25 protein-coding genes and 1 tRNA gene are annotated in these 24,455 nt (G+C 67.4%); 16 read left to right on the top strand and 10 right to left on the bottom strand.

From position 1 onward, the window contains the following. Window positions 1–18: 18 nt before the first annotated feature. The 3 genes from H7A87_RS19095 (at window position 19) to H7A87_RS19085 (ending at window position 4,374) form a co-directional block, all read left to right on the top strand. A complete protein-coding gene (locus H7A87_RS19095) occupies window positions 19–1,389 on the top strand; it encodes an ATP-binding protein (protein ID WP_024939071.1) in 1,371 nt (456 codons plus the stop codon). Window positions 1,390–1,500: 111 nt separating this feature from the next. Next, on the top strand, window positions 1,501–3,102 hold the full coding sequence (locus H7A87_RS19090; RefSeq protein WP_119129814.1) for a DUF1800 domain-containing protein: 1,602 nt from the start codon (window positions 1,501–1,503) through the stop codon (window positions 3,100–3,102). Window positions 3,103–3,186: 84 nt separating this feature from the next. Next, window positions 3,187–4,374: a DUF1501 domain-containing protein gene (locus tag H7A87_RS19085; protein ID WP_119129813.1), complete on the top strand. Its 1,188-nt coding sequence runs from the start codon at window positions 3,187–3,189 to the stop codon at window positions 4,372–4,374. A 157-nt stretch (window positions 4,375–4,531) separates the two neighbouring features. On the opposite strand, the gene H7A87_RS19080 is transcribed toward H7A87_RS19085, so the two are convergent. Both H7A87_RS19080 and H7A87_RS19075 read right to left on the bottom strand, forming a co-directional pair. Next, window positions 4,532–5,287, bottom strand: a complete 756-nt coding sequence (locus H7A87_RS19080) for a M90 family metallopeptidase (RefSeq protein ID WP_119129812.1) — start codon at window positions 5,285–5,287, stop codon at window positions 4,532–4,534. 8 nt (window positions 5,288–5,295) lie between these two features. Next, window positions 5,296–5,610, bottom strand: a complete 315-nt coding sequence (locus tag H7A87_RS19075; protein ID WP_104649935.1) for a hypothetical protein — start codon at window positions 5,608–5,610, stop codon at window positions 5,296–5,298. Between the two features lie 50 nt (window positions 5,611–5,660). Between H7A87_RS19075 and birA the strand changes: the two genes are divergently transcribed. The 4 genes from birA (at window position 5,661) to H7A87_RS19055 (ending at window position 8,549) form a co-directional block, all read left to right on the top strand. Further along, window positions 5,661–6,665 (top strand): bifunctional biotin--[acetyl-CoA-carboxylase] ligase/biotin operon repressor BirA, encoded by a 1,005-nt coding sequence (gene birA, locus H7A87_RS19070; RefSeq protein WP_321186793.1) that lies wholly within the window; start codon window positions 5,661–5,663, stop codon window positions 6,663–6,665. Beyond that, window positions 6,662–7,390, top strand: a complete 729-nt coding sequence (locus H7A87_RS19065; RefSeq protein ID WP_119129810.1) for a type III pantothenate kinase — start codon at window positions 6,662–6,664, stop codon at window positions 7,388–7,390. Before birA ends, H7A87_RS19065 begins: the two co-directional genes overlap by 4 nt. Before the next feature lie 156 nt (window positions 7,391–7,546). After that, complete coding sequence (locus H7A87_RS19060; protein WP_119129809.1) at window positions 7,547–8,440, top strand: SPOR domain-containing protein; 894 nt, start codon at window positions 7,547–7,549, stop codon at window positions 8,438–8,440. Window positions 8,441–8,473: 33 nt separating this feature from the next. Continuing rightward, a tRNA-Thr gene (locus H7A87_RS19055) sits at window positions 8,474–8,549 on the top strand. 170 nt (window positions 8,550–8,719) lie between these two features. On the opposite strand, the gene tmk is transcribed toward H7A87_RS19055, so the two are convergent. From tmk to H7A87_RS19030, 5 genes are all read right to left on the bottom strand, one after another. Continuing rightward, window positions 8,720–9,403: a dTMP kinase gene (gene tmk / locus H7A87_RS19050; protein WP_104584242.1), complete on the bottom strand. Its 684-nt coding sequence runs from the start codon at window positions 9,401–9,403 to the stop codon at window positions 8,720–8,722. 502 nt (window positions 9,404–9,905) lie between these two features. Then, complete coding sequence (locus tag H7A87_RS19045) at window positions 9,906–10,448, bottom strand: GTPase (protein ID WP_016904520.1); 543 nt, start codon at window positions 10,446–10,448, stop codon at window positions 9,906–9,908. Next, window positions 10,445–11,362 carry a hypothetical protein gene (locus tag H7A87_RS19040; protein ID WP_119129808.1) on the bottom strand — a complete coding sequence of 306 codons (918 nt, stop codon included), beginning with the start codon at window positions 11,360–11,362 and terminating at the stop codon, window positions 10,445–10,447. Before H7A87_RS19040 ends, H7A87_RS19045 begins: the two co-directional genes overlap by 4 nt. Window positions 11,363–11,456: 94 nt before the next feature. Further along, window positions 11,457–11,816 (bottom strand): roadblock/LC7 domain-containing protein, encoded by a 360-nt coding sequence (locus H7A87_RS19035; protein WP_119129807.1) that lies wholly within the window; start codon window positions 11,814–11,816, stop codon window positions 11,457–11,459. Between the two features lie 63 nt (window positions 11,817–11,879). Further along, window positions 11,880–12,332, bottom strand: a complete 453-nt coding sequence (locus H7A87_RS19030) for a roadblock/LC7 domain-containing protein (protein WP_104649943.1) — start codon at window positions 12,330–12,332, stop codon at window positions 11,880–11,882. A 469-nt stretch (window positions 12,333–12,801) separates the two neighbouring features. On the opposite strand from H7A87_RS19030, the gene rocF reads away from it, so the two are divergent. The 7 genes from rocF to H7A87_RS18995 all read left to right on the top strand — a co-directional run bounded on the left by rocF (window position 12,802) and on the right by H7A87_RS18995 (window position 19,147). Beyond that, on the top strand, window positions 12,802–13,725 hold the full coding sequence (rocF, locus tag H7A87_RS19025; RefSeq protein WP_119129987.1) for an arginase: 924 nt from the start codon (window positions 12,802–12,804) through the stop codon (window positions 13,723–13,725). A 109-nt stretch (window positions 13,726–13,834) separates the two neighbouring features. Continuing rightward, the gene (locus H7A87_RS19020; RefSeq protein ID WP_006451340.1) at window positions 13,835–13,987 is read left to right on the top strand and encodes an entericidin A/B family lipoprotein; all 153 of its coding nucleotides are present in this window, start codon (window positions 13,835–13,837) and stop codon (window positions 13,985–13,987) included. A gap of 78 nt (window positions 13,988–14,065) precedes the next feature. Next, window positions 14,066–14,200 carry an entericidin A/B family lipoprotein gene (locus H7A87_RS19015; protein ID WP_016904515.1) on the top strand — a complete coding sequence of 45 codons (135 nt, stop codon included), beginning with the start codon at window positions 14,066–14,068 and terminating at the stop codon, window positions 14,198–14,200. A gap of 239 nt (window positions 14,201–14,439) precedes the next feature. Continuing rightward, window positions 14,440–14,649 (top strand): CsbD family protein, encoded by a 210-nt coding sequence (locus tag H7A87_RS19010; RefSeq protein WP_016904514.1) that lies wholly within the window; start codon window positions 14,440–14,442, stop codon window positions 14,647–14,649. Window positions 14,650–14,842: 193 nt separating this feature from the next. Continuing rightward, on the top strand, window positions 14,843–16,132 hold the full coding sequence (locus H7A87_RS19005; RefSeq protein ID WP_119129806.1) for a tryptophan--tRNA ligase: 1,290 nt from the start codon (window positions 14,843–14,845) through the stop codon (window positions 16,130–16,132). A gap of 57 nt (window positions 16,133–16,189) precedes the next feature. Beyond that, window positions 16,190–17,134 (top strand): MBL fold metallo-hydrolase, encoded by a 945-nt coding sequence (locus tag H7A87_RS19000; RefSeq protein WP_119129805.1) that lies wholly within the window; start codon window positions 16,190–16,192, stop codon window positions 17,132–17,134. A 318-nt stretch (window positions 17,135–17,452) separates the two neighbouring features. Beyond that, window positions 17,453–19,147 (top strand): M28 family metallopeptidase, encoded by a 1,695-nt coding sequence (locus tag H7A87_RS18995; protein ID WP_180497048.1) that lies wholly within the window; start codon window positions 17,453–17,455, stop codon window positions 19,145–19,147. Window positions 19,148–19,270: 123 nt separating this feature from the next. On the opposite strand, the gene H7A87_RS18990 is transcribed toward H7A87_RS18995, so the two are convergent. Continuing rightward, window positions 19,271–19,654 carry a Rap1a/Tai family immunity protein gene (locus H7A87_RS18990; protein ID WP_232087887.1) on the bottom strand — a complete coding sequence of 128 codons (384 nt, stop codon included), beginning with the start codon at window positions 19,652–19,654 and terminating at the stop codon, window positions 19,271–19,273. 117 nt (window positions 19,655–19,771) lie between these two features. Here H7A87_RS18990 and yedA point away from each other — a divergent pair, with 117 nt between their 5' ends. Both yedA and rarD read left to right on the top strand, forming a co-directional pair. Next, entirely contained in the window at window positions 19,772–20,668 is an 897-nt protein-coding gene (yedA, locus tag H7A87_RS18985; RefSeq protein ID WP_119129803.1) for a drug/metabolite exporter YedA, read from the top strand. Next, window positions 20,665–21,576 (top strand): EamA family transporter RarD, encoded by a 912-nt coding sequence (rarD, locus tag H7A87_RS18980; protein WP_119129802.1) that lies wholly within the window; start codon window positions 20,665–20,667, stop codon window positions 21,574–21,576. The genes yedA and rarD overlap by 4 nt, the downstream gene beginning before the upstream one ends. Before the next feature lie 241 nt (window positions 21,577–21,817). Here the strand turns inward: rarD and H7A87_RS18975 are convergent, their stop codons facing one another. Then, window positions 21,818–22,933, bottom strand: coding sequence for an alpha/beta fold hydrolase (locus H7A87_RS18975; RefSeq protein ID WP_104584260.1), 1,116 nt, complete (start codon window positions 22,931–22,933; stop codon window positions 21,818–21,820). A 191-nt stretch (window positions 22,934–23,124) separates the two neighbouring features. Next, window positions 23,125–24,444, bottom strand: coding sequence for an ABC transporter permease (locus H7A87_RS18970; RefSeq protein ID WP_180496799.1), 1,320 nt, complete (start codon window positions 24,442–24,444; stop codon window positions 23,125–23,127). Window positions 24,445–24,455 lie beyond the last annotated feature (11 nt).

Genomic DNA, 24,455 nt, shown 5'->3' with positions numbered 1-24,455 from the left:
CGCTGGCGGCCGCGCTCCCTGCAGGCCCGCCAGCTGCTGGCTGCCAGCCTCAGTCTGGTGGCCTTCCTGGCCCTGGCGGGGTATGCGCTGGATGTGGCGTTTGCCGATACCGCCGAGAAAAACCTGCGCGAGCGGCTGAAGAACTACGCCTCTGCGTACGCGGCCAATATCGATTTCGTCCGCGACGGCTCGCTGTATATCGGCGGGCAGCCGCCAGACCCGCGTTTCGATGTGCCCGGTGGCGGGCTGTACGTGGAAGTCGTGCGCCCGGATGAAAGCTGGACCTCGATGTCAGCCGAGGGCCCGAATATTCCGCACGGGCGCATGCTCGAGCCGCGCCAGGAAGAATTCATCGGCCCGCTGGAGATGACCCAGATCGACGGCAGCGTGGGCCAGTTGTACCGCTACGGCCTGGGTGTGAGCTACGTCGAGCGCGAACACGGCGGGGAGATTCCGTACACCATCTACGTGATGGAAGATGCGCGCTCGATGGGCGCGCAGCTGCGCGTGTTCCGTGGCGCGGTGTGGTTCTATCTCGGCAGTGCCGGCGTGGTGCTGCTGGTGCTGCAGGCCTTCATCCTGCAGTGGAGCCTGCGTCCGCTGCGGCGGGTCATCAACGAGTTGACCAAGGTGCAGCGCGGCGAGATCCAGCGCATGAGCGAGCAGCATCCGCGCGAGCTGGAGCCGCTGACCGAAAGCATCAACGCCTTCATCGAGAGTGAGCGCGACAATCTGGACCGCCAGCGCAATACGCTCGCCGATCTGGCACACAGCCTCAAGACGCCGATCGCGGTGTTGCGCACCCAGCTCGATAGCGGGCAGTCCGAGCGCGATCTGCACGAGGAAATGGACGTGCAGCTGCGCCGCATGAACGACCTGGTGTCCTACCAGCTCGCACGCGCGGCCTCCAGCGGCCACAAGCTGTTTGCCGCACCGCTGCCGATCGAGTCGACCGCCGAAGAAATCGTGCGCGGACTGGAGAAGGTCTATTCGGTCAAGGGCGTGTTGTGCGAGTTCGATATTTCGCCCGACGCGCGCTTTCATGGCGAGCCGGGCGACCTGCAGGAATTGCTGGGCAACCTGCTGGAAAACGGCTTCAAATGGGCGCGCAGCCGCGTGCTGCTGACCGCCCAGCCCGGTCCCACCACCGGCAGCCGTCGCGCCGGCTTGATCCTGTCGGTGGAAGACGATGGCCCCGGCATCGCGCCGGAAGACGTGGCCAAGATCCTGCAGCGTGGCGTGCGCGGCGACGAGCGCGTGCAAGGCCACGGCATCGGCATGTCGATCGTGCAGGACCTGATCAAGGCCTACCGCGGCGAACTGCAGGTGGTGCGCTCGCAGGAACTGGGCGGTGCCCGCTTCGACGTGACCCTTCCGCCGGGGCTGTGACCGGCATTGGGTGCGCAATGAACCCGTGGTCAACGCTGCAGCGCACTCCGACAACCGTTTAACGCCCCGCGCGTTGGCTTGACCATACTGGGCCCGTTTCAGGCCGTTGCGATGGAGAATTGCATGTTCGAGCGCAATGCACAGACGCGCTGGCTGAGCGCACATCCGGTGGGCACGCGCCGCCGCCACCGATGGCAGCTGACGTGGCTTCTCGCGGGTTGTGTCTTCGCCATGTCGTGCAGTGCTGCCAATCCAGCACTGACGCCGACCCAGACACGCTGGCTGCAGCGTGCCACCTACGGCGTGGATGCCGGCAGCGCAGCGCAACTGCAGCGGCTCGGGCCCAAGCGCTACGGCAGGTTGCTATTGCAGGCCGGCGACGATGCGGCACTGCCAGCGCCGATCCGTGCCCAACTGCAGCAATTCGATGCATTGCACACGCCCTTGCTGGCCTTGCTGACGCAGTACGAGGCCGACAAGATCCGCCTGCAAGGCATGCCTGATGGCGATGAAAAGACAGCATTGCGCAAGGCGTGGCAGGCGCGTGGCGGGCAGATGCTGACCCAGGCGCGTCAGGCGCAGCTGTTGCGTGCGGTGTATGCGCCGGAGCAGGTGCATGAGCAGCTGGTGTGGTTCTGGCTCAATCATTTCAGCGTGTACGCCGACAAGGGGCGCGTGAAATGGATGGCGGCCGATTACATGGAAAACGCGATCCGCCCGCATGCCACCGGCAAGTTCGCCGACCTGGTGATGGCGACGCTGGAAAGCCCGGCGATGCTGGAATATCTGGACAACGCCAAGAACGCCAAAGGCAAGGTCAACGAAAATTACGCACGCGAACTGATGGAGCTGCACACGCTGGGCGTGCATGGCGGCTACAGCCAGCAGGATGTGCAGCAGCTGGCGCTGATTCTTACCGGTGCCGGCCTGGTGCCGGTCAAGGCCGAGGGCGCTCCGCCGCTGGCCGCTACCGCGCCGGGGCAGCCGCAGGTGGTGCGCAAGGGGCTGTTCGAATTCAATCCTGCGCGTCATCAACCTGGCGACAAGACCTTGCTTGGCCAGCGCATCGCCGCCGGCGGCCTGGATGAGATCGCGCGTGCGGTGCAGTTGCTGGTGCGGCAGCCGGCATGCGCCCATTTCATTTCGCAGCGCCTGGCCGAGTACTTTGTCAGCGACACGCCACCGGCCGCGTTGGTCGAGCGCATGGCAAACACCTTTCAGCGCAGCGATGGCGATATCGCCAAGGTCATGCAGACCCTGCTGGATTCAGCGGAGTTTGCGCAGGCGCAACCGCGCAAGTTCAAGGATCCGAATCGGTTCGTGGTTTCGGCGATGCGGCTGGCGTACGAGGGCCAGCCGGTGGTCAATGCCGCGCCGATGGTGAGCTGGGTGCAGCAACTCGGCGAGCCGGTGTTCGGGCGCATCACTCCCGATGGGTGGTCGCTGCAATCGAAGGCGTGGACCAGCTCCGGGCAGCTGGCGCGCCGCTTCGAGGTGGCGCGTGCGTTGGGTGGCGGACCCAGGCAATTGTTTCGCTTCGATGGCGATAACGACACGCCACTTCCGGCGCTGACGCGGATCGATACGCGCCCATCGTATCGCTGGGTTGCGCCGTCGCTTTCCAGCAGCACGCGCGAGGCGCTGGACCAGGCGCGTTCGCCTGCGGAATGGAACGGATTCCTGCTGTCATCGCCGGACTTCAACTATCGCTGATTCAAGGGGCGCCGATTCAACGGCCGCCGATGCAATACCCGCTGATCAACAACCGACCAGCGATCACCGCCACGGGAGTGCGCCATGCAACGACGTCGATTTCTGCTCGCCTCTGCAGCGGCCGCCAGCCTGCCCTGGAGCGGTCGCCTGTTTGCTGCACCACGCGACAGTGCGCGCATGCTGGTGGTGTTCCTGCGTGGCGGCTATGACTGCAACAACCTGCTGGTGCCGCATGCCAGCGATTTCTATTATCAGGCGCGTCCGACCCTGGCGATTGCGCGGCCGGATGCGGCCAATCCGGGCAGTGCCATTGCGTTGGATACGCAATGGGGGCTCAACCCGGTGATGCGCGATGCGCTGCTGCCGCTATGGCAACGCCAGCAGCTGGCGTTCGTGCCGTTTGCCGGCACCGACGATCTGTCGCGCAGTCACTTCGAAACCCAGGACGACATCGAATCCGGGCAGGCCGGCACGCAGCGCCGCGATTATCGTTCCGGCTTCATGGCGCGCCTGTCGGGCGTGCTCAGCGGAGTGCCGGCGATTGCCTTCACCGATTCGCTGCCGCTGACCTTCCAGGGCGGCGGCGACCTGCCCAACGTGTCGTTGCGGGGCATCGGCAAGGGCGGTGTGGATGCGCGACAGGCGCAGATCCTGTCGCAGATGTACGACGCAACGCCGCTGGCAGCGGCCGCGCGCGAAGGTCTGGCGCTGCGTCAGCAGGTCACCGCGCAGCTGCGCGAAGAGATGGAGCAGGCCGGTCGCGGTGCCGCCAGCGCGCGCAGCTTCGCCGACGAAACCCGGCGCATGGCGAGCCTGATGCGCGAGCGTTATCGGCTGGGATTTGTCGATGTCGGCGGTTGGGACACGCACGCCAACCAGGGCAGTGTCGAAGGTGGCCTGGCCAACAATCTGCGCAATCTGAGCGAAGGACTGGCGGCGTATGCCCAGGCCCTGGGGCCGGCATGGAAGGACACCGTGGTGGTGGTGCTGTCCGAGTTCGGCCGCACGTTCCGCGAGAACGGCAGCAAGGGCACCGATCATGGGCATGGCACCACGTACTGGATACTGGGCGGCAGCGTGCGTGGCGGCCGGATCGCGGGCGAGCAGGTCGCCGTTGCGCAGGCACAGCTGCTGCAGAACCGCGATTATCCGGTGCTCACCAATTACCGCAGCCTGTTCGGCGGTGTATTGAGCCGGTTGTGGGGATTGTCGCCTGCGCAGCTGGAACAGGTGTTTCCCGGAGCCAGGCCGCGCGATCTTGGGTTGGTTTGAATGCCTGGCAATGCGCGAGCGATGTCGATCCGTCCCGCGTGTGGCCGCGTGCGGCATCGCGCATTGGTGTGCTCAGTCGCTTGAAACGCGTGCGATTGATGCGCGCGACAGCATTGCACGACGACAGCCCAACGCATGCAGGCATGTCACCGCACCATCAGCGCTGCGCTGACGCCGCAAACGGCGATGGTCCATAGAAGCGCGTCAGCTGCGCAGCAACATCCGGCATGACGCGCGCCAGCAGCTGCGGTGCGGAGAAGTGATATTCGCTCACCACTGCAAAGAATTCGTCCGGTGCTTCGGCGGCATACGGGTCGATCTCGGTGTCTTCGCCCGCATCGACGCGTTGGCAGAAGGCATCGAAGGCCTGCTGAAAATCGCGTGCCCAGGCGCGCTGCGCATCGCGCGGCAGCGGCGGAGTGCCGTCGAGGGCGCCATCGAGTGCATCGAGCTTGTGCGCCATCTCATGCACGATCACGTTGAAGCCGGCCTGCGGGTCGTCCAGGTCGGCCTGCACGTCGGCCCAGCTGACGATCAGCGGGCCTTGCTCCCAGGCCTCGCCGATCAGGGTGTCGTCCCAGGCATGCATCACCCCGGCCGCATCCACATGCGTGCGCTGCACGCGGAACGCGTCCGGGTAGACGATCAGTTGCGACCAGCCACGCCAGCCGGCCGCGCCGATGTTCAGCAGCGGCAGGCAGCAGCTGGCAGCCAGCAAGACGCGATCGTGGGGTTGCAGCTGCAGCCCGCCGAGCGGCGAAATGGTCTTTTGCTGCAGGAACTGCGCGGCCAATGCACGCAGACGTTGCTGGCGGGGCGGGTCGAGCGCAGCGACCCAGGCGCAGCGGCGGCTGGCCGCAACCCACAACGCATCGGGAATATCGAGCGGCGGCCGGCGCAGCCGGCGCAACAACCACTGGATCAGCGGAACATGCCCGGCAGGAAGCTATGCCAGCGCGGCATTGTGCGCATGCGGGGGAACAGTCCGTCGCCGTCGCTGCCGCCGCCGCCGGTGGCTGGCGCGGGCTTGTGCGTCGGAGCGCGTGCCGGGGCTGCCGGGTCGCTGTTGGGGGTCCTGCCGCGTGCCGCCGAGTTGCTGCTGACGCAGCTCTCATGATCGCCATCGGTCAGCGGGTCCGATGCCAGTGCGGCAAGCGGAGCCAACAACAACAGCAGGCAAACCGTGATTCGGCGCATCGTCCACATCCAGGGCAAGCGGCGTGAGTGGCCGATCATAACGTGCTTTTCACTCCCTCACGCAAGCCAGGCTGGGCGGGTGGGAGCGCTTGGCGCATACTTTCACGGATCGATTTGGGAACCTTGCCGTGGATGACCGCGCCTTGCTGGCCAAACTTGCGAGCGGCCGGCTATCCGGCGATGCGCTGGCGCGCGACGCCGGGCTGACCCGTGCGGCGGTATGGAAGCGGATCCAGCACCTGCGCGCGGCCGGGGTCGAGATCGAAGGGCGGACCGGGGACGGCTACCGCCTGGCGGCACCGCTGGACCTGCTGGACGAGGCGCGCATTCGTGCAGCGCTGTCGGCCGATGCGCTGGCAGGCCTGGCTGCGCTGGAGGTCGCCTGGACGCTGGAATCCACCAATACCAGCTTGCTGGCGCGTCCGGCGCCGGAGCAGGGCGTGGCAGTGCTGCTGGCCGAGCGGCAGACCGGCGGGCGTGGCCGGCGTGGACGCCAATGGACTTCGCCACTGGGGGCGCACATCTATCTCTCGGCCTCGCGCCGGTTCAACGGTGGGCTGGGGCAGTTGGCCGGGCTCAGCCTGGCCGTGGGCGTGGCGGTGGCCGAGGCCTTGCGTGATTGCGGCTTTGCCGATGTCGGGCTGAAATGGCCCAACGATCTGCTGGCGCGCGAGCGCAAGCTGGGCGGCCTGCTGATCGAAGGCGGCGGCGAAATGGCCGGCAACGCGCGCGCGGTGATCGGGTTGGGTTTGAACGTGCATATGCCGGCCGCCGCGGCCGCTACGATCGACCAACCGTGGGTGGATCTGGATACGCTAGCCGGCCACGCGGTGTCGCGCGATACCGTGGTGGCGGCGGTGGTGTCGGCGCTGCTGCCGGCGCTGGCGCTGTTCGAAGCGCAGGGGCTGGCCCCGTTCCTGGGCCGCTATGCGGCCCTGGACGTCTTGCGCGGCCGCGCGGTGCAGGTCGAGGAAGCCGGCACCCGGCATCATGGCACTGCGCTTGGCCTGGCAGCCGACGGCGCGTTGCGGGTGCAACTGGGCGAGACGGTGCGGCTGTTCCACTCCGGAGAAGTGAGCGTGAGACCTGCATGAGCGAGTGGTTGTTCGACCTGGGGAATTCGCGGTTCAAGTACGCACCGCTGCAGGGCGACCGCGCAGGCGATGTGCAGGCCTGGCCGCACGGTGCCGAGGCGATGGATGCGGCCGCATTGGCCGCATTGCCCACCGGGCGCATTGCGCACGTGGCCAGCGTGGCCGCGCCGGCATTGACGCAGCGCATGCTGGGCTGCCTGCGCGAGCGCTTCGAACAGGTGCGCATCGTGCGGACCGTGGCCGAATGCGCCGGCATTCGCATCGCCTACGCAGACCCGAGCCGTTTCGGGGTGGACCGCTTCCTGGCGCTGCTGGGCGCACGAGGCGACGCACCGGTGCTGGTGGCCGGCGTGGGCACCGCGCTGACCATCGATGTACTGGGCGCCGACGGACAGCACCACGGCGGGCGGATCGCTGCCTCGCCGACCACGATGCGCGAAGCGCTGCATGCGCGCGCAGTGCAGTTGCCGGCCAGCGGCGGGGCCTATGTCGAGCTGGCCGACGACACCGACGACGCGTTGACCTCCGGCTGCGATGGCGCCGCGGTGGCGTTGATCGAACGCAGCCTGCAGCATGCCCAACGCAGCCTGGGCGTGCCGGTGCGGCTGCTGGTGCACGGGGGCGGTGCGCCGCCGCTGCTGCCGCTGTTGCCCGATGCCAGCTTCCGCGCGGCGCTGGTGCTGGACGGACTGGCGATCTGGGCCAGGGCTGCGTCGGCAGCTTGAACGCGCGAGCCGCGCGATCGCACGGCCTCGCAGCGGGTGCGGCCGGCAGACGGAACCGGCCGGCCACGCCGGTGCACTGCGCCCACGGGCCCTGCCCTCGGCGGCGGGTCGACGAGCACTCGTGCGTTGTGACCGCCCCCGCTTAGAATCCCTGGCATGTATGTGCGCGCACTCATCGTTGTCCTGATCGTCCTCAATGCCGGTGTGGCGTTGTGGTGGGCGTTGCAGCCGCCACCGGCAGCCGTGGCTGCACCGCCGCAGCCGGCTGGCGTGGCGCGCCTGGAAGTACTGCCGAGCACGGCGACAGCCGCGGCACCTGCGGTGTCAGGCGAGGCAGGCACCGCAGCGACAGCGTCGGGCGCTGCGCCGACCGCACCATCGGATGCGCCGGCACCGGCATCGCCTGAGACATTGACGACCGCACCAGCGGCGGCAGCTTCCTCGACAGCTGCGGCTACGGCGAAGGTGGCCGCCACGTCGCAGTCATCGGCACAGGCGCCATCACCAGCACCGGCCAAGCCCGCTCCGTCGCCGGCCGAGCGTGCCGCGGCAGCGCCGATCAACGCTTCGCCGGCGGTGCCCGCTCCGGCCGCTGCGCCGGAGCGCTGTGCCAGCCTGGGGCCGTATGCGGCGCGCGCCGAGGCCGATGCCGCGCTGGCACGCTTGCGTGGCCAGACCAAGCGCGGCAGCGTGCGCGAGGACAAGGACGCCGGGGTCAGTACGTTCCGGGTGATGCTGCCCAATGTCGGCGACCGTGCGGCGGCGCAGGCGTTGGTCAAACGTATTGCTGCGGCCGGCATTGGCGACTATTACGTGATTGCCCAGGGTGAGGACACCAGCATCGCGCTGGGGCAATACCAGAGTCGCGAACGTGCCGAGCGACGTCAGGCCAGCCTGGTCGGCGCGGGATTTCCGGCGCAGCTGCTGCCCAGCGGCAGCGGGCAATCGCGCTGGTGGATCGATGTGCGCAGCACGGCCGCGATCGGGACATTGCAGGGCACCGCAGGCGCAACGCGTCAGCGGTCGCTAGATTGCGCCACGCTGCGCTAGAATGCGCACCGGCGCGTAACGCGCTTGGCCTTTGCCGGCATAGCTCAGTTGGTAGAGCAACCGCCTTGTAAGCGGTAGGTCCCCAGTTCGAATCCGGGTGCCGGCACCACGAAGGTCCTTCGTGCTCTCCCGCAATCTGTGCATGTAGCTCGGTGCTGGCTGCCCGTCAGCGCTCCGGAGCGCGTCTTCGCGGGTTCGACCGGTCGAGAACAGATCCCTGCACGCAGCCCGCCAATCACTGCGCGGTTGCGGTTGCCTGCGCGTGGTTCGCGCAGCACCTCAGGCCGGGCGACCGGCCGACAGCAGCTCCAGCGTGGCCTTGTCGGCGTCGGCGTCGGCGGCCTCGCTGCGCAGGCGGTCGGCCAGTGCGGCGACGACGATGGCGTGGGCCTGGCGGAGCACGCTGTCCGCATCGGCACTGGCGTCCACGACGTGCTTCCCCGGCAGCTGCAGCTGCGCAAAGATGCTGCGGCAGCGTTCCAGGTTGTCCTGGGTCTCGAAGTGATTGGGCGCATCGCCGCGGGCGCGGATACGCGCCAGCCCGGTGGGCGGGGGCAGGTCGAGCAGCAGCAGCACGTCCGGGCGCGGCGCGAAGGCGTTGCGTTCCAGCAGATCGTCCAGCGGCAGGCCGGCAGCGCCCTGGTAGGCGACCATCGAGGGGAAATACCGGTCCAGGATCACGATGTCGCCGCGTGCCAGCGCGGGTGCGATCAGGGTGTCCACGTGCTCGTGGCGGTCGCGGATCAGCAACTCGGCTTCTTCGTCCGCGCGCAGGCGGCCGGTGGCGGCGGACTGGCGCAGCTGGGTGCCCCAGGGGCCGTTGGTCGGCTCCTTGCTCAGCACCACGCGCGCGCCGGCCGCTTCCAGCGTGGTGGCCAGGCTGCGGGCGAGGGTGGTCTTGCCGGCGCCGTCGATGCCTTCGATCGCGATCAGCAGACCGCCGGGCTTCAGTTCGAGTGTCATCGCGCTACTTTATCCGATCATGGTGCTGGATCAGCACTTGCGCAGCGGCAGGGATCTCGGCCCGCAATTGCCGATCCCGGTGGGTCAGGTATCTGCTGCGTCCACCGATGGGCGTTGATGCCGCACATCGCTGCGTGCGTGAACGGCGGGACGACTGGTGTGTCCAACGCGTCGCCGGGCGTGCCTTGCAACCGCCGGTTGCGTGCGCGGCTGGCGACCCGCCATCAGCGCTATTGCCCATGCTGTATCGCCGGTATGTCCTGCGCGATGTCGGGAATGTCCCGATGCCCTGGTCTCCGACCGTGCGCCATACTGAACAAGTCAGGCAGCGCGCTCGAAGGTATGACGTTCGCGTCGCGTGCCTGGCATCAAGGAAGATGGACGCGTCGCCGCCACCCTAGAGGCGGCATCCCCCGCGTGACGCCCCTCAGGCACCGTCGTGACCGGATTCCTTGTTTTTCTCGCGCGCCGACCACGTCGGCAATGCCACGTACGCGCCCGCTCAGCTGGTCGCCGAGGTGTAACGATAGGATAGCAGCGACTTCACCAGGAACGTGATCTGGGTGGCCGAGCGCGCATCCACGCGCATGACCGGGATGCGGAAGCCTTCGGCCACCAATGCGTCGCGGAACGGCGGCAGCAAAAAGTCCTGCATTTCGTCGGTCATGGTGATGCCCACCGCCAGGCTTGCCGCAGGTGCGATCTGCGAAAACTCGCGCAGCAAGGCCACGGTGGCATCGCGCATCTGCGGATCGCGCGCGCTGACCAGCACGATCACGCCCAAGGCGCCGTCGCACACCAGCGGCCACATGAAATCCAGGTACTTCTGCCCCGGCACGCCGTAGACGTGCAGCAACTCGCCGTCTTCCAGTTCGATCGAGCTGTAGTCCAGCGCGACCGTGGTGTAGGTCTTGTCGCCGTAGGCATCCTGGCTGAGCGGCATCTCGGTGCTGACCGGCTCCACGTCGGAAATGGCGCGCACGGCGGTGGTCTTGCCGGCGCCCATGCCGCCAACGAACACCAGTTTGTTGGCCGGAAGACTCATGACTGCGCCTGAAAGAGAGAGAGGCCAAAGCGACGTGCGACCCAGGAGAGAAACCGGGAGTTGCTGCTGTCCGGGCGGGGCTGCGTTGCAGGCACGGGAATCTCCGCGGTCTGGGCAAGGCCGCTGGCGAGTGCCGCGGCGAACAGGCATTCCACCGTTTGCAGCGGTAGCTTGCAAGCCTTGGCCAGCGCCTGCGGGCGCCACGGACGCGCATGCAGGTGGGCAATGGCCAGCAGCCGCGCCGGTGAACTGGTCTCGGCGCTCAGCTCCGGCCATTGGCGCAACTGCAACGCGTGGCTGGGTTCGACCGCCGGCAGCGCGGGGCGCAGGTGCTCGGGCAGGGCGAAATACAGCGCCTCGAACGAAAGACGTTGGGTCAATTTGCTATCGGCGGTGTCCGGTACGACCTGCCAGCCGGGGCGATCCAGTGCGGCGACCAGCTCCGGCAACGCAATGCCGGCGGGAAGCTGCACGCAGCCGTTGGCCGGATCCACGCGCACCTGCAGTTGCGCATGGCGCAACAGCACCGCAGCGGTACCGAACTCGCCGCGGCAATGGCGGACCAGCAATGCCGGCTCGGCAACCTGCGCGTGATCGGAGGACGACAGCAGCAGGCGCATCTGTTCGTTGAGTTCGCGCACGGTGGCGCCGTGCTTGAGCCATGCGCCGCCCACCGGTGTCCGCGACACCACCAGCACACGCACGGGTTGCCCCTGCAAGGCCTGCCAGGCGGCCAGGCCGTCGGCGCTTTCCAGCCCCAGCACCACCACCTCGGCGGTATGTTGCGGCCATTGCCCCAGCTGCACGTCGATGCGCTCGGCCAGCAACAACGAGCACGCCAGTTTCAGGCGCGTGGTGTGCAGCAGGTCCAGGCCGGCCGTGGCGACCCGCATGGCGTGAATGGGTGTGGTCATGACAGGGCGCCGCGTCGGCGCTTTGAAAGTGCGGTGCCTGCCGGGACAAGCCGGCAGGCCGGGCAGGCGACGCGTGCGCGCCGCCGGTGTGGCATCAACCGAAGTCCAGGTTCTTCTCGAACGCCTTGAGCTCGTGGCGGGCCATGGCCAGATTGGCCTTGGCGCGATCCAGCACGACGTACAGGAACAAGGTGCCGTTGCTCTCCAGCGGACGCAGCAGGTGGTACTGACGCGCCAGGGTGATCAGGATGTCTTCGATGGTGTCGTTCAGACCGAGCTGCTCGGCGATACGGCGCTTGGCACGCACCACTTCGGTATTGCCGGCCGCGGCAAGTTCCAGGTTGAGATCGGTGCCGCCGGTCATGCCCAGCGCCATGCCGCTGTCGCTATCGACCAGGGCGGCGCCGACGAAGCCGGCGATCGAATGCAGGTGTTCCAGATTGAGTTTTGACACGGGTCGTCCTTACGAGCGATGAGAAATGGGTGCATTGGCACAAGCACGAACGATGCCAAACGCTCAGTTCGCCGGCTGCGCCAGCGCCGCAGCCAGACGGCCGGCGCAGTCGCGCGCGTTGAACAACAGCGCCGCGGCATTGATGTCGCTGCCGCCCACCGCAGTGAGCGTCAATGGTTTGTCGGCGCGAATGCGGATCAGCACCAGCTGCCCGCCACGCGTACTGATGGTGGCGTAGTCGGCTTCGCTCAGGCTGGATTCGCGCGCCAGCGTCTCGCCCAGGGTCAGGAACGAATTGGCCATCGCTGCCAGCCGGCGACCGTCCACATCCAGGCTGGAGTGTTCGGCGATGGCACGCCCGTCGGCGGTGGACAGCATCAACAGGCGGATGCCCCGCTCGCGCTCGATGGTCTGCGCGAACTCGCGCCCGATGCGCTGCAGATCGTAGTGATGCGTCGCCCGCGCGATCTCGCCCACGGCAGCCTTGACGACCTGGTTGACGGCGTTATGCGGCATGAAATCCTCCCCTGTACGAAACGCGCTGCGCGATGAAAGACCCTGTCGATGACACCGGGTCCCGCGCTGGCGGGCGAACAGTAGCATCGGCACGTTTTGTCATCGTCATAGCACCCTCAATGTCTTAACTGTGCGGTCAGGCAAGCACATTCGGCAAAGCGCGAATACGCCACAAACTGCCCAACCACGTCACCTGAAGCGGCCGTCGGGACGCCGTTGCCGCCCCAAGCGGACGCGGCCAATGGCGCTGGTTCGCCGGGCTGCATCACGCCGACGCGGCGGTGTTGTGCCTGCTGCCCGAACCGGTCCGACGACTGCCCGCTACGCACTATCGGCCGCACTTTCGATTGCTGCAGTGGCAGATGCGATTGCGTGATGGGACGCACGGCGTGCGTCGTGCTGCGCTGCCGCGCGTCAGTGCGCGAGCCGGCGACTAGACTGCAGCGCTTTCTCGATGCTGGAGCAATGCATGGCAACGCAGTACCTGCCGGTTTCCCTGATTGGCGTTCCCACCGACATCGGTGCCGGCCACCGTGGTGCGCGGATGGGGCCGGAGGCGCTGCGCATCGCCGGGTTGCAGGAGGCCTTGATCGGCCGCGGCGTGGAGGTGCGCGATCTGGGCAATCTGGATGGGCCGCGCAATCCCTGGCAGGCCCCGCAGGCCGGCTACCGGCATCTGGACGAAGTGGTGGCCTGGAACCAGGCGCTGATGGAGGCCAGCTATGCGCAGCTGCGTGCCGGGCGCATGCCGATCATGCTCGGTGGCGACCACTGCCTGGGCATCGGTTCGATCACCGCCGTGGCCAAGTACTGCCGCGAACAGCAACGCCCGTTGCGGGTGCTGTGGCTGGATGCGCACTCGGACTTCAATACCAGCGAGGTGACGCCGTCGGGCAATGTGCACGGCATGCCGGTGGCCTGCCTGTGCGGGCTGGGTCCGCAGGCATTGACCCACCTGGGCGGCAGTGCGCCGGCGCTGCTGCCCGAGCAGGTGCGGCAGATCGGCATCCGTTCGGTGGACCCGGAGGAGAAGCGCCTGATCAAGCAGCACCGCATCGATGTCTACGACATGCGCTACATCGACGAGGCCGGCATGAAGCGCACCATGGAGACCGCCTTGCAGGGCATGAGCGAGGACACCCATCTGCATGTGAGCTTCGATGTGGATTTCCTGGACCCGAGCATCGCGCCAGGCGTGGGCACCACCGTGCCGGGGGGACCCAACTACCGCGAGGCGCAGCTGGTGATGGAGATGATCGCCGATACCGGGCGCATGGGGTCGCTGGACATCGTCGAGCTCAACCCAGTGCTGGACAACCGCAACGCCACGGCGGAGCTGGCGGTGGATCTGGTCGAGAGCCTGTTCGGCAAGTCAACACTGATGCGAGATTGATCGATCGCTGAACGCAGCACGCCACGTTCACATCAAATCCACGGCCGCGCAGTCAGATTTGTCGCCAGAGATGGTGCGTCTGCACCGAACGCAGAACTGAGGAAGACCGATGAAGCGACTGCTGACACTGATGGTACTGGGCCTGTTTTCGGCCGGCGTGATGACTGGCTGCAACACCATGGCTGGCGCCGGCAAGGACATGCAGGGCGCGGGCGAGAAGGTCGAGAAGAAGGCCGACAATTGCAGTGACGGTAAGTGCTGACCCTTGAGTTTTGTTTGATCGTTGTTTGATTTGATTGATCTGCGGCAAGCCGCCGCTTTACCCACGAAGGAGTCTGTTATGAAGCGTGCAATTGTGCTGCTGGTGCTGTCGGTGTTGTCGGTCGGTATGCTGTCGGGTTGCAACACCGTCGCAGGTGCCGGCAAGGACGTGCAGGGCGCCGGCGAGAAGGTGGAAGACGCTGCGCGCAAGTAATCGAGCGCTGCATGCAGAAAGAACGGGCCGCAAGGCCCGTTTTTTTTGTCCGACGTTCTGCGCACGCAGGGCTGCGATGAGGTGTGAGGGCACAGCCGATGCGAACAAGGTGCGCCGCAAGCGCAGGCAACCGTTCAGTGCGGTGAGTACGGGTTTGACGGCTTTTGATCCGCGGCGAACGGGGCCAGGGGCAAGCTGCGCATACGGTCAATCGCGGCCGCATCAGCGGAGTCGACGCAATGAACACTGACATCATTTCCGGCAAGTGGACCCAGCTCAAGGGCAAGGCGCAGGCCAAGTGGGGCGACCTCACCGACGACGATTTCAAGGTGGCCGAAGGCAATGCCGAATATCTGCAGGGCAAGCTCCAGGAGCGCTATGGCTGGGACCGCGATCGTGCCCAGACCGAGGTGCGCGCCTTCGAGAAGTCGCTGCGCGACGACACCTGACGGTGTCGCTTCACTGCGTCCAGCCACTGCGGTGAGACAGTGGTGACGGCACATTGCACACAACGGGCCGCCTGATGCGGCCCGTTGCGCGTCTGCCGCCGGCGTAGGCGGCAGCAGGCATCCAACGCGGTTGCGTCCATGCCAGGGGCGCGGAACCGCTAAACTTGCGTGCTGACTCCCTGGCCTTACGCAGATGACCACTCGCGTCCTTACCGGCATCACCACCTCCGGCACCCCGCATCTGGGCAATTACGTCGGTGCGATCCGCCCGGCCATCCAGGCCAGTGCGGCGGCCGATGCGGAGAGCTTCTACTTCCTGGCCGACCTGCACAGCCTGATCAAGGCGCAGGACCCGGCGCGGACGCAACGCTCCACGCTGGAGATCGCCGCCAGTTGGCTGGCCTGCGGCCTGGACCCGGAAACGGTGTGGTTCTATCGCCAGTCCGATGTGCCGGAAACCACCGAGTTGCTGTGGTTGCTGACCTGCGTGGCCGGCAAGGGCATCCTCAACCGTGCGCATGCCTACAAGGCGGCGGTGGACAAGAATCGCGCCGATGGCGAGGACGAGGACGCGGGCGTGACCGCCGGCTTGTTCATGTATCCGGTGCTGATGGCCGCAGACATCCTGATCTTCAACGCGCACAAGGTGCCGGTGGGACGCGACCAGATCCAGCATATCGAGATGGCGCGCGATTTCGCCCAGCGCTTCAACCACGTGTATGGCCGCGACTTCTTCACCCTGCCCGAGGCGGTGATCGATGAGCAGGTCTCGACCTTGCCGGGTCTGGATGGCCGCAAGATGAGCAAGAGCTACGGCAACACGATTCCGCTGTTCGCCCCGCGCGAGGAACTGCGCAAGCTGGTGTTCTCCATCCTCACCGATTCGCGCGCACCGGGCCAGGCCAAGGACACGCAGGGGTCGGCGTTGTTCCAGTTGTACCAGGCCTTCGCCACGCCGCAGGAAACGGCCGCCTTTGCGCAGGCCTTTGCCGATGGCATCGGCTGGGGCGATGCCAAGCAGCAGCTGTTCGAGCGGATCGATCAGGAGATCGCACCGCTGCGCACGCGCTATGACGCGTTGATGGCCGAGCCGAGCAAGATCGAGGCGATTCTGCGCGCCGGTGGCGCACGTCTGCGCGCACGCTACGCCACGCCGTTCCTGGCCGAGCTGCGTGCTGCGGTGGGCCTGCGCGACCTGTCCAGCCAGGGCGATGCGGCCGCGCCGGCGGTGGGCGAGAAGAGCGCACCGCCGGTGTTCAAGCAGTACCGCGAGAGCGATGGGCAGTTCTATTTCAAGTTGACCGATGGCGCGGGCGCGTTGCTGCTGCACAGCGATGGCTTCGCCTCGCCACGCGATGCGGGCCAGCTGATCGCGCGGCTGAAACAGGCCGAGCAGGGCAGCGACCTGCAATTGCCGGGCGTGCATGCGCAGGTGGAGGCGGACGTGATCCTGGCGGCGATGCGCGTGTTGCGCGAGGCGTAACGACATGCGTGGAACCCATGGCTAGACTGGGGCCTCTCGCATAGCCGTGGAGGAGCAATGACAGCGATTGCCGATTCCAGCATCCAGACCATCGACACCGGCTTTGGCGGTGTGCAGTTCGATGCGGCGTACCTGATCGTCGAGGCGCAACGGGGTGCCTTCGTCGATTGCGGCACTTCGCTGTCGGTGCCGCAGATGCTGGCCGCGTTGCAGTCGGCCGGGCTGACGCCTGCGCAGGTGGACTGGCTGATCCTGACCCATGTGCATCTGGATCACGCCGGCGGTGCGGGTGCCTTGCTGCAGCACCTGCCCAATGCGCGGGTACTGGTGCATCCGCGCGGCGCGCCGCACATGATCGATCCGACCCGGCTGATTGCCGGTGCCACGGCGGTGTACGGCGCGGCGGAAATGGCGCGCAGTTACGGCGCGATCGTGCCGGTACCGGCCGAGCGCGTGGTGGAAGCGGCCGACGGACAGACCGTGATGCTGGGCGAGCGCGCGCTGCGCACCATCGAGACGCCCGGCCACGCGCGACATCATCTGTGCGTGTGGGATGCGCGCAGCCGCAGCTGGTTCACTGGCGACACCTTCGGCCTGTCGTATCGCCAGCTCGACAGCGCGCAAGGCGCCTTCATCCTGCCGACCTCCTCGCCGGTGCAGTTCGAGCCGGAGGCGATGCTGCAGTCGATCGCGCGGCTGATGGGGGCCGCGCCGCAGGCGATGTATCTCACCCATTACGGCCGGGTCGAATCGCCGGCACCGCTGGCGCAGGCGCTGGTCGAGCAGATCCATGCGATGACCGCCATCGCGCTCGCTTGCGCGCAGCGCGCCGATCGCCATCGCTGCATGGTGGAGGCGCTGACCGACCTGTATCTGCAGCGCGCCCGCCTGCATGGCTGCCGCCTGGACGATGCGCGCGTGGCGCAGTTGCTGGGTACCGATATCGAACTCAATGCGCAGGGCCTGGCCTGCTGGCTGGACCGCGCGACGCGTACGAATTAGCGCGCCTGGAGCGGGTAACGCCTCACCAGGCGAACGCTGTAGCGAGTCGTAGCCTCGCGTGGCTGCAGTCAAAGGCCGAGTCAGTCGAGCGTGCGGCGCCCTCACTGCTTGCGGGACACGCCGTGACCCCGTCCGTGGAGGCTCGGTGGCGGCATCCATGCCGCCACACGGTCCCGCAAGCGGCCAGGACACCGCACCAGACCGTTTGCAGGTTGCTTTCTTGAGAATGTGTTGCCTGGCCTGCGGTGGCAGGCGAGAGGTTGCAGGTTGCGTATGCAAGGCGTGTCTGCTGTCCCGGGGCGGGCGCGCGCTTGTAAACTGTGTGTCATCTATCTGTTGCAAGGCCACGCCGTGAATCCGATGCGCATCCTGTTGTTGTCCGCCTGCCTGTTCGTGGGAGGCGTGGCGCAGGCGGCCAACGATCTGCCCGGTGGCGGCATCGATGCCGAAGCGCTGTCGCGGCATGTGCGCCTGCTGGCATCGGATGAGTTCGAGGGCCGTGCGCCGGCCAGTGCCGGCGAGCAGCGCACGGTCGATTACCTGGTCGAGCAGTTCAAGGCCGGCGGCCTGCAGCCGGGTGGCGAGCAGGGCGGCTGGACCCAGGCGGTGCCCTTGGTACGCGCGCAGGTGGACGGCCCGGTGCGCGCCAGCCTGCGTGTCGGCGGCAAGACCCAGGCGCTGGTCAATGGCAGCGACGTGACCTTGCAGAGCCTGCGTCCGCAGGCCGCGGTGCGCTTGAAGAATGCACCGCTGGTGTTCGTGGGCTACGGCATCAGCGCGCCGGAGCGGCAGTGGGACGACTACAAGGGCGTGGACCTGCGCGGCAAGATCGCGGTGGTGCTGATCAACGATGCCGACTTTGAATCCAGCCAGCCGGGCGCCTTCGATGGCAAGGCGGTGACCTACTACGGCCGCTGGACCTACAAGTACGAAGAGGCCGCGCGTCGCGGTGCCGCCGGCGTGCTGATCGTGCACGAGACCGCACCGGCCGCGTACGGCTGGGCGACGGTGCAGAGTTCGGGCCTGTCGCCGCTGTTCGATATCGAACGCAGCGATGCCGATGCAAAGGTGCAGCACGTACCGGTACGTGGCTGGATGCAGCAGACGTTGGCGGCGTCGTTGTTCCAGCGCGCCGGGCTGGATTTTGCGCAGGCCAAGCAGCGTGCGCAGCAGCGCGATTTCGCACCGATGGCGTTGGGCGATGCGACGCTGTCGGTGGACTTCAAGCTCAAGCGCGAGCGCGTGGTCACGCACAACGTGGTGGCCAAGCTCACCGGCAGCCAGCATCCGGACGAGACGGTGATCTTCTCCGCGCACTGGGATGCGTTCGGCATGGGCAAGGCCGATGCCGGCGGCGACACGGTGCGGCGTGGCGCGGTGGACAACGCCACCGGCGTGGCCAGCGTGCTGGAGCTGGCACGCGTGTTCGCCGCCGGCCCCAAGCCGCAGCGCACGCTGTATTTCATCGCATTGACGGCGGAAGAGAAGGGCCTGCTCGGCGCCAATTACTACGCCGCCCATCCGCTGGCGCCGTTGGACAAGACCGTGGCGGTGCTCAACATGGAAATGTTCAGCCCCGATGGCCCCACCCGCGATATCGCCTCGTGGGGACGCGGACGGGTGTCGCTGGAAGGCGATCTGGAAACCGCGGCCAAGGCGCGCGGCCGCAGCTATTCGCCCGACCCGAATCTGGAAGCGGGCTTCTTCTACCGCGCCGACCATTTCGCCTTTGCGCGCATGGGCGTGCCGGCGATCACCGCAGGGCCCGGTCTGGACATGCTCGAAGGCGGCGTGGCGGCCGGCAAGGCGCTGCGCGACAAGTACTTTGCCGAGTGCTATCACCAGCCCTGCGACCGCTGGACCCCGCAATGGGACGCCAGCGGCCACGCGGCCGACACCACCCTGGTCTACGACGTCGGCGTGGCGCTAGCCAACGGCCGGCAGTGGCCGAGCTGGCAGGACGGTTCGGAGTTCAAGGCGATCCGCGCCAGCAGCGATGCCGCGCGCAAGTAAGGCCAGCGGTGTTCAAACGCCTGGTGCGTCCAAGCCGGCGCGGCGAGCGATTCGCGCGGCGCATGTGTACCACATCCGGCCATTGCATGGCGGTGCGTCGAGCTGGCTTCTGGCGACCGCCCGCTACTTGCGGCACGGATAGCGCTTGGCCAGCGCCTGTACGATCAATGCGGGTGCGGCCTCGTCCAGGCGCGCATCCGGCAGCGCGCCGATATCGGCGATGATCGCCTGCAGATCCGGCGGGCCGCTTTTGCCGGCCGGCATGCACCAGTGCGTGCGGTAGCTGCTGCTGGCGACGCCGAGCAGGTAGGCGCCGGCGCGGTTCGCCGAGAGCATGACCTTGAGTTCGGTTTGTTCGGGCGCGATTTCCGGCGCCAACGAACCGTCCAGCCCGGCCTCGAGCAGTTTGCGCCCGCTCGGTTCCCAGGGTTCGGGGACGCGCGCCGACGCACTGGCCGATAGCACGGTCAGGGCGGCAAAGGTCAACCAGGTGACGTGACGCTGCATGGGCACTCCGAGCCGGGGATCACTGCGCACCATAACGCGGCAGGCGCCTGAGGGCGTAGCCGTTGGCGTGGGCAGGTGATCTAGAATTGAAGCTTCTGCTGCACTTGGCAATCTCCGATGTCCTCTTCACACGATGCTGCTGTGCCTGCGCGCAGCGGCTTGGTCGTTGTCGCTTTGTTGCTGGTCTATGTGGTCTGGGGCTCGACCTATCTGGCGATCCGCTTTGCGCTGGAAGGCGGCGCGCTGCCGCTGACCATGGTGTCCGGGACGCGTTTCATCGTGGCCGGCACGGTGTTGTATGCGGTGTTGCGCTGGCGTGGTGTGGCCGCGCCGACGCGTGCGCAGTGGAGGAACGTGGCGATGATGGGCGCGGCCCTGCTGTTGCTGGGCAACGGCATGGTGGTGCTGGCCGAGCGCAGCGTCTCGTCCGGCCTGGCTGCCACCGCGGTGGCGTCGGTGCCGCTGTGGATGGCCTTGTTTGGCGCCTTGCGCGGGCAGCACGCCAGCCGTGGCGAATGGCTGGGCATCGTGGTCGGCTTTCTGGGCGTGGTCTGGCTCAATGCCGGCAGCAGCCTGACCGCCTCGCCGGGCGGGCTGGTGTTATTGCTGATTGCGCCGATCGGTTGGGCATTCGGCTCGGTGTGGTCGCGCGGACGCGACCTGCCGTCGCCGTTCATGACCGCCGCCGGGCAGATGCTGTGCGGCGGCGTGTTGCTGGTCGGCACCGGTCTGCTGATCGGCGAACGCCCACAGCGCCTGCCGACCCCGCAGGGGCTGCTGGCCGTGGCCTACCTGTGCGTGTTCGGCTCGATCGTGGCGTTCACCGCCTACGTGTGGCTGCTGCATCACGTGCGCCCGGCGTTGGCCGGCAGCTACGCCTACGTCAACCCGGTGATTGCGGTGGCGTTGGGCGCCTGGCTGGGGCATGAGCGTTTCAGCGCGCACGACATCGGCGCGATGGCGGTGATCCTGTCCGGCGTGCTGGTGGTGACGCTGGCAAAGGCGCGGCGATGACGGTGGTTTCGCCGATCGAGGCACGCCGCGGACTGCTGATCACCGCATCGACCTTCGTGATCTGGGGCCTGGTGCCGCTGTACTGGCATCTGCTCAAGGCGGTGCCGTCGCTGCAGATCATCGCGCACCGCATCGTCTGGAGTGCGTTGCTGGTGGTGGTGTGGTTGCTGGCCACCTCGGGCCTGCGCTGGTGGCGCGCTGTCGCCACGCAGCCGCGCGCGCTGTGGATGCTGGCCGGCAGCAGCGTGGCGATCGCGTTCAACTGGGGCCTGTACATCTGGGCGATCAACGCCGGGCATGTGATCGAGGCCAGCCTGGGCTATTTCATCAATCCGCTGCTGAGCGTGTTGCTGGGCGTGCTGGTGCTGAAGGAACGCCTGCAGCGCATTCAATGGGTGGCGGTGGTATGCGCGGCGGTGGGCGTGCTGTGGCTGACCCTGGATGCCGGTGCACCGCCGTGGATCGCGCTGGGGCTGGCGCTCTCGTTCGGTGCCTACGGCCTGCTGCGCAAGCTGGTGGCGGTGGATCCGGTGGCCGGGCTGGGCGTGGAAAGCGTGTACCTGTTCGTACCGGCGCTGCTGCTGGCGGGCTGGGGCGAGCAGGGCCATGGCGGCGCCTTCCTGAGCGGTTGGGACCTGCGTACCGATCTGCTGCTGATCGTCGTCGGCGTGCTGACCGCGGTGCCGCTGATCGGGTTTGCGTATGGCGTGCGGCGGATTCCGCTGTCGCTGGTGGGCATCCTGCAATACATCGCGCCGAGCCTGCAGTTGCTGCTGGGCGTGTGGTTCTTCCACGAGCCGTTCGATCAGGGGCGCGCGATCGGATTTGCCGCGATCTGGGTGGGGCTGCTGCTGTTCGTCGGCGATAGCCTGTGGCGGCAGCGGCGGCCGGTGGTGGTGACGCCTTAAGCATCGGCCGATGCGCGATCCGGGCAATCGCGCAGCGGCTGCGTTGCGCGGTGGGTAGCAGCGCGGTGCGCGCTTCGACAGCCTGCCGTTGCCCAGCTCCTGCCTGGATTCAGGGCGAGCAACAGACGACTGCGTTCACCGCGGTGCGTGTGCAGTCATCGGCATGTCATTCAGACCCACCGTTTCGGAACGCGCGGTCCGCTCCCGCCTGACGACCGTTCGCGACCTTCGTCCACCGCTCTCAGCCGCGCGGCGCCGACGCCGGTGCCGCCACCGCGAGCGTGGAGGTCGGCAGTGCCTGCGGGGCAGGGCAGTGATTCGGATCCTGCTGCGTCTGCGCCAGCCACTGGTCGATCGGCCCGCCCAGCAGATCCAGTCGCAGCGGCAGGCTCAGATGGGTTTCGCCGGGCAGCTCGACGTAGTGCGCGCGCGGGCTGGCCAGCGCCAGCGCACGTCCATGCGCCACCGGGATGTGCTGATCGGCATCGCCATGCACCAGCAGCACGCAGCTGCGGGTGTCGGCCAGGGCGTGCGCGACATCGACGTGATCCAGATCCAGCTGCAGCTGGCGGTCGGCGGCGGCGATCACCGCATCGAGATCCTGGTCGGCATAGCGCCAGCGCGCATACGCGGCCACCGCCTGCCCACGCCAGCCGTTCGGTTGGCTGGCGAGCAGGTGCGGCACCATGTCGCGAATGCCGCGCCCGGCGTTGGCGAAGGATTCCATCGCCACCACGCCGGTCACGCGCGGCCCGAGCTTGTCGGCGGTGAACAGCGCGGTGGCGGCGCCGTAGGAAATGCCGAACAGGTACAGCGGGCCGCGGATCTCGCCGCGCGGCTGCAGCGCATCGAGCACATCGATGACGTCGTCGGATTCGCGCGTGCCGTAGCCGGACGGGCCACCGCCGGAATGGCCGTGGTTGCGCAGGTCGATGGTGATCACCCGGTAGCCGGCCTGGGCCAGTTCCAGCGACCACGGCAGCAGCGAATCGCCATCCATCATCCAGCCGTGCAACAGCACCACGGTGCCGCGCGGCGTCGGCGGGGGGGCGGTGGGCACCTTGAAACTGAAATCCACATCCAGCGCATGCGCCGGATCGTGGCGCTGGCCGAGATAGCGGTAGTGCATGGCGTACTGGCCGGGGTCGATCGCGCGCCAGAAGATCGGCACCTGGTCGCGCGTGACCACATGCCCGCTGCGGTTGGGCACCGTGGCGATGGTGGCGGCAATGCGCTCGGCATCCAGCAATGGCGAAGTGCCGCCGGGCGCAACCAGGCGTTCGCTGAGCGAAGTGGAGGACGAAGAACAGCCGGCCAGCCACAGGCAGGCGCAGGCCAGCAGAATCAGGCGTGTCATGGGCACGATCGATGGATGCAACGGCCGGGCAGCCTACGGCCCGCCCGCCCGCGCATCTACCGCACTGCAGTGACAAAACGATGACAGCCTGCACTAGGTTCAGCCGCAGCAGCGCACTTGCTCCGCTTTGGCTGTCACGAATCCCCACTCCCGATTCCCGATTCCCGATTCCCGGCGGGCCAAGGCCCGCGCTACACCTCACGCAAGGCCGTCGTGATCGGCAAGCGCGCCGCGCGCAAGGCCGGGAACAGCCCGCCGACCAGGCCAATGCCCAGCGCCCATTTCAGCCCGCTCCACAACAGCTCCGGTGAGACCTTGAACTGGAATACGATCTGGCTGAAGTTGCTGCCCAGCGTGGACACGCTGTAGCCATTGAAGATGGCCCAGGCGATCAAGCCACCGAGCAGGCCGCCCAGCAGCGCCAGCAGCATGGTCTCCAGCATCAGCGCCATGATCACCGGCGTGCCGCGAAAGCCGATCGCGCGCATCGTGGCGATCTCGCGCGCCCGCGTGGCCACTGCCGCATACATGGTGTTGAGCGCGCCGAACACCGCGCCCACCGCCATGATCGCGCCGATCACCGTGCCCAGCACGCTGATCAACCTGTTCAAGCCGCCGCCCTGTTTGCCGTAGTAGGCGCGGGTGGTTTCCACATCCAGTTTGAGCCGCGGGTCGGCCGCCATGGCGGTCTTGAACTGGCTGAAACCGGCCTTGCCGGTGGTGCGTACGCTGATCGACTGATAGGCGCTGCGGTTGTAGGTGGTGGCCAGCGTCTGCGCGTCGGTCCACAGCTCCGAATCGTGCGCATCGCCGGAGGCGAACACGCCGACCACGGTCCATTGCTGGCTGCCGAGGGTGAGCGTCCTGCCCAGCTCCAAGCCACGGAACTGATTCAACGCGCCCTTGCCGACCACGATCTCGCGCAGGCCGGTGGTGAAGCGCCGGCCCTGCACCAGCCTGACCTTGGCGTGCACTGCCCAGGCCTGTTCGCCCACGCCACGTACCTGCGCGTTGACGTCGGTGCCATCGGACTTGGAGGCGATGTTGACCACTTGCGAGAGCTCCGGCGACAGCAGCGGGCGGTCCCTGGCATCGGCGGCGATGCCGGGCAGGCTGCTGATCAGCGGCACCAGCTCGCGCGTGATCACCGAGTTGGTCTCGGCCTGCGAGCCGCCGCGCAACACAATGGCGGTGGTGTCGTCGCCGGTGCTGTTGAGCGTGGCCTGGAAGCCCTGGCCCATCGCCAGCATCGCCACCAGCACCCCGACCACACCGGCGATGCCGACCACGATCACCGAGCTGGCACCCCAGCGTTGCGGCAGCGTGGCGATGCCGATACGTGCGGCGGCCAGTGACAGCCGGCCGCTGCGTGTGGCCAGCAGCCACACCGCCAGCAATGCTGCGATGACCAGCACGCCGATCCAGGGCAATGCGATCCACACACCCAGCCCGACGGCCAGCGACACGACCGACAGCAGATTGACCAGACGGTTCTTCCATTGGGTTTGCATCTGCATGCTCC

The sequence above is a fragment of the Xanthomonas sp. CPBF 426 genome (assembly GCF_903989465.1).
GTDB classification, from domain to species: domain Bacteria; phylum Pseudomonadota; class Gammaproteobacteria; order Xanthomonadales; family Xanthomonadaceae; genus Xanthomonas; species Xanthomonas euroxanthea.
This window is presented reverse-complemented; position numbering and strand designations above follow the sequence as displayed.

Excerpts from the sequence above, each read along its gene's own strand:
- rocF (WP_119129987.1), top strand. The coding sequence starts at position 12,802 with ATGGCAACGCAGTACCTGCCGGTTTCCCTGATTGGCGTTCCCACCGAC.
- H7A87_RS19030 (WP_104649943.1), bottom strand. The coding sequence starts at position 12,332 with ATGCCGCATAACGCCGTCAACCAGGTCGTCAAGGCTGCCGTGGGCGAG.
- rarD (WP_119129802.1), top strand. The coding sequence starts at position 20,665 with ATGACGGTGGTTTCGCCGATCGAGGCACGCCGCGGACTGCTGATCACC.
- H7A87_RS19075 (WP_104649935.1), bottom strand. The coding sequence starts at position 5,610 with ATGATCGGCCACTCACGCCGCTTGCCCTGGATGTGGACGATGCGCCGA.
- H7A87_RS19010 (WP_016904514.1), top strand. The coding sequence starts at position 14,440 with ATGAACACTGACATCATTTCCGGCAAGTGGACCCAGCTCAAGGGCAAG.
- H7A87_RS19000 (WP_119129805.1), top strand. The coding sequence starts at position 16,190 with ATGACAGCGATTGCCGATTCCAGCATCCAGACCATCGACACCGGCTTT.
- yedA (WP_119129803.1), top strand. The coding sequence starts at position 19,772 with ATGTCCTCTTCACACGATGCTGCTGTGCCTGCGCGCAGCGGCTTGGTC.
- H7A87_RS19060 (WP_119129809.1), top strand. The coding sequence starts at position 7,547 with ATGTATGTGCGCGCACTCATCGTTGTCCTGATCGTCCTCAATGCCGGT.
- H7A87_RS19085 (WP_119129813.1), top strand. The coding sequence starts at position 3,187 with ATGCAACGACGTCGATTTCTGCTCGCCTCTGCAGCGGCCGCCAGCCTG.
- H7A87_RS19045 (WP_016904520.1), bottom strand. The coding sequence starts at position 10,448 with ATGAGTCTTCCGGCCAACAAACTGGTGTTCGTTGGCGGCATGGGCGCC.
- H7A87_RS18990 (WP_232087887.1), bottom strand. The coding sequence starts at position 19,654 with ATGCAGCGTCACGTCACCTGGTTGACCTTTGCCGCCCTGACCGTGCTA.
- H7A87_RS19005 (WP_119129806.1), top strand. The coding sequence starts at position 14,843 with ATGACCACTCGCGTCCTTACCGGCATCACCACCTCCGGCACCCCGCAT.
- H7A87_RS19090 (WP_119129814.1), top strand. The coding sequence starts at position 1,501 with ATGGAGAATTGCATGTTCGAGCGCAATGCACAGACGCGCTGGCTGAGC.
- tmk (WP_104584242.1), bottom strand. The coding sequence starts at position 9,403 with ATGACACTCGAACTGAAGCCCGGCGGTCTGCTGATCGCGATCGAAGGC.
- H7A87_RS19065 (WP_119129810.1), top strand. The coding sequence starts at position 6,662 with ATGAGCGAGTGGTTGTTCGACCTGGGGAATTCGCGGTTCAAGTACGCA.
- H7A87_RS19040 (WP_119129808.1), bottom strand. The coding sequence starts at position 11,362 with ATGACCACACCCATTCACGCCATGCGGGTCGCCACGGCCGGCCTGGAC.
- H7A87_RS19020 (WP_006451340.1), top strand. The coding sequence starts at position 13,835 with ATGAAGCGACTGCTGACACTGATGGTACTGGGCCTGTTTTCGGCCGGC.
- H7A87_RS18975 (WP_104584260.1), bottom strand. The coding sequence starts at position 22,933 with ATGACACGCCTGATTCTGCTGGCCTGCGCCTGCCTGTGGCTGGCCGGC.
- H7A87_RS19015 (WP_016904515.1), top strand. The coding sequence starts at position 14,066 with ATGAAGCGTGCAATTGTGCTGCTGGTGCTGTCGGTGTTGTCGGTCGGT.
- H7A87_RS18970 (WP_180496799.1), bottom strand. The coding sequence starts at position 24,444 with ATGCAAACCCAATGGAAGAACCGTCTGGTCAATCTGCTGTCGGTCGTG.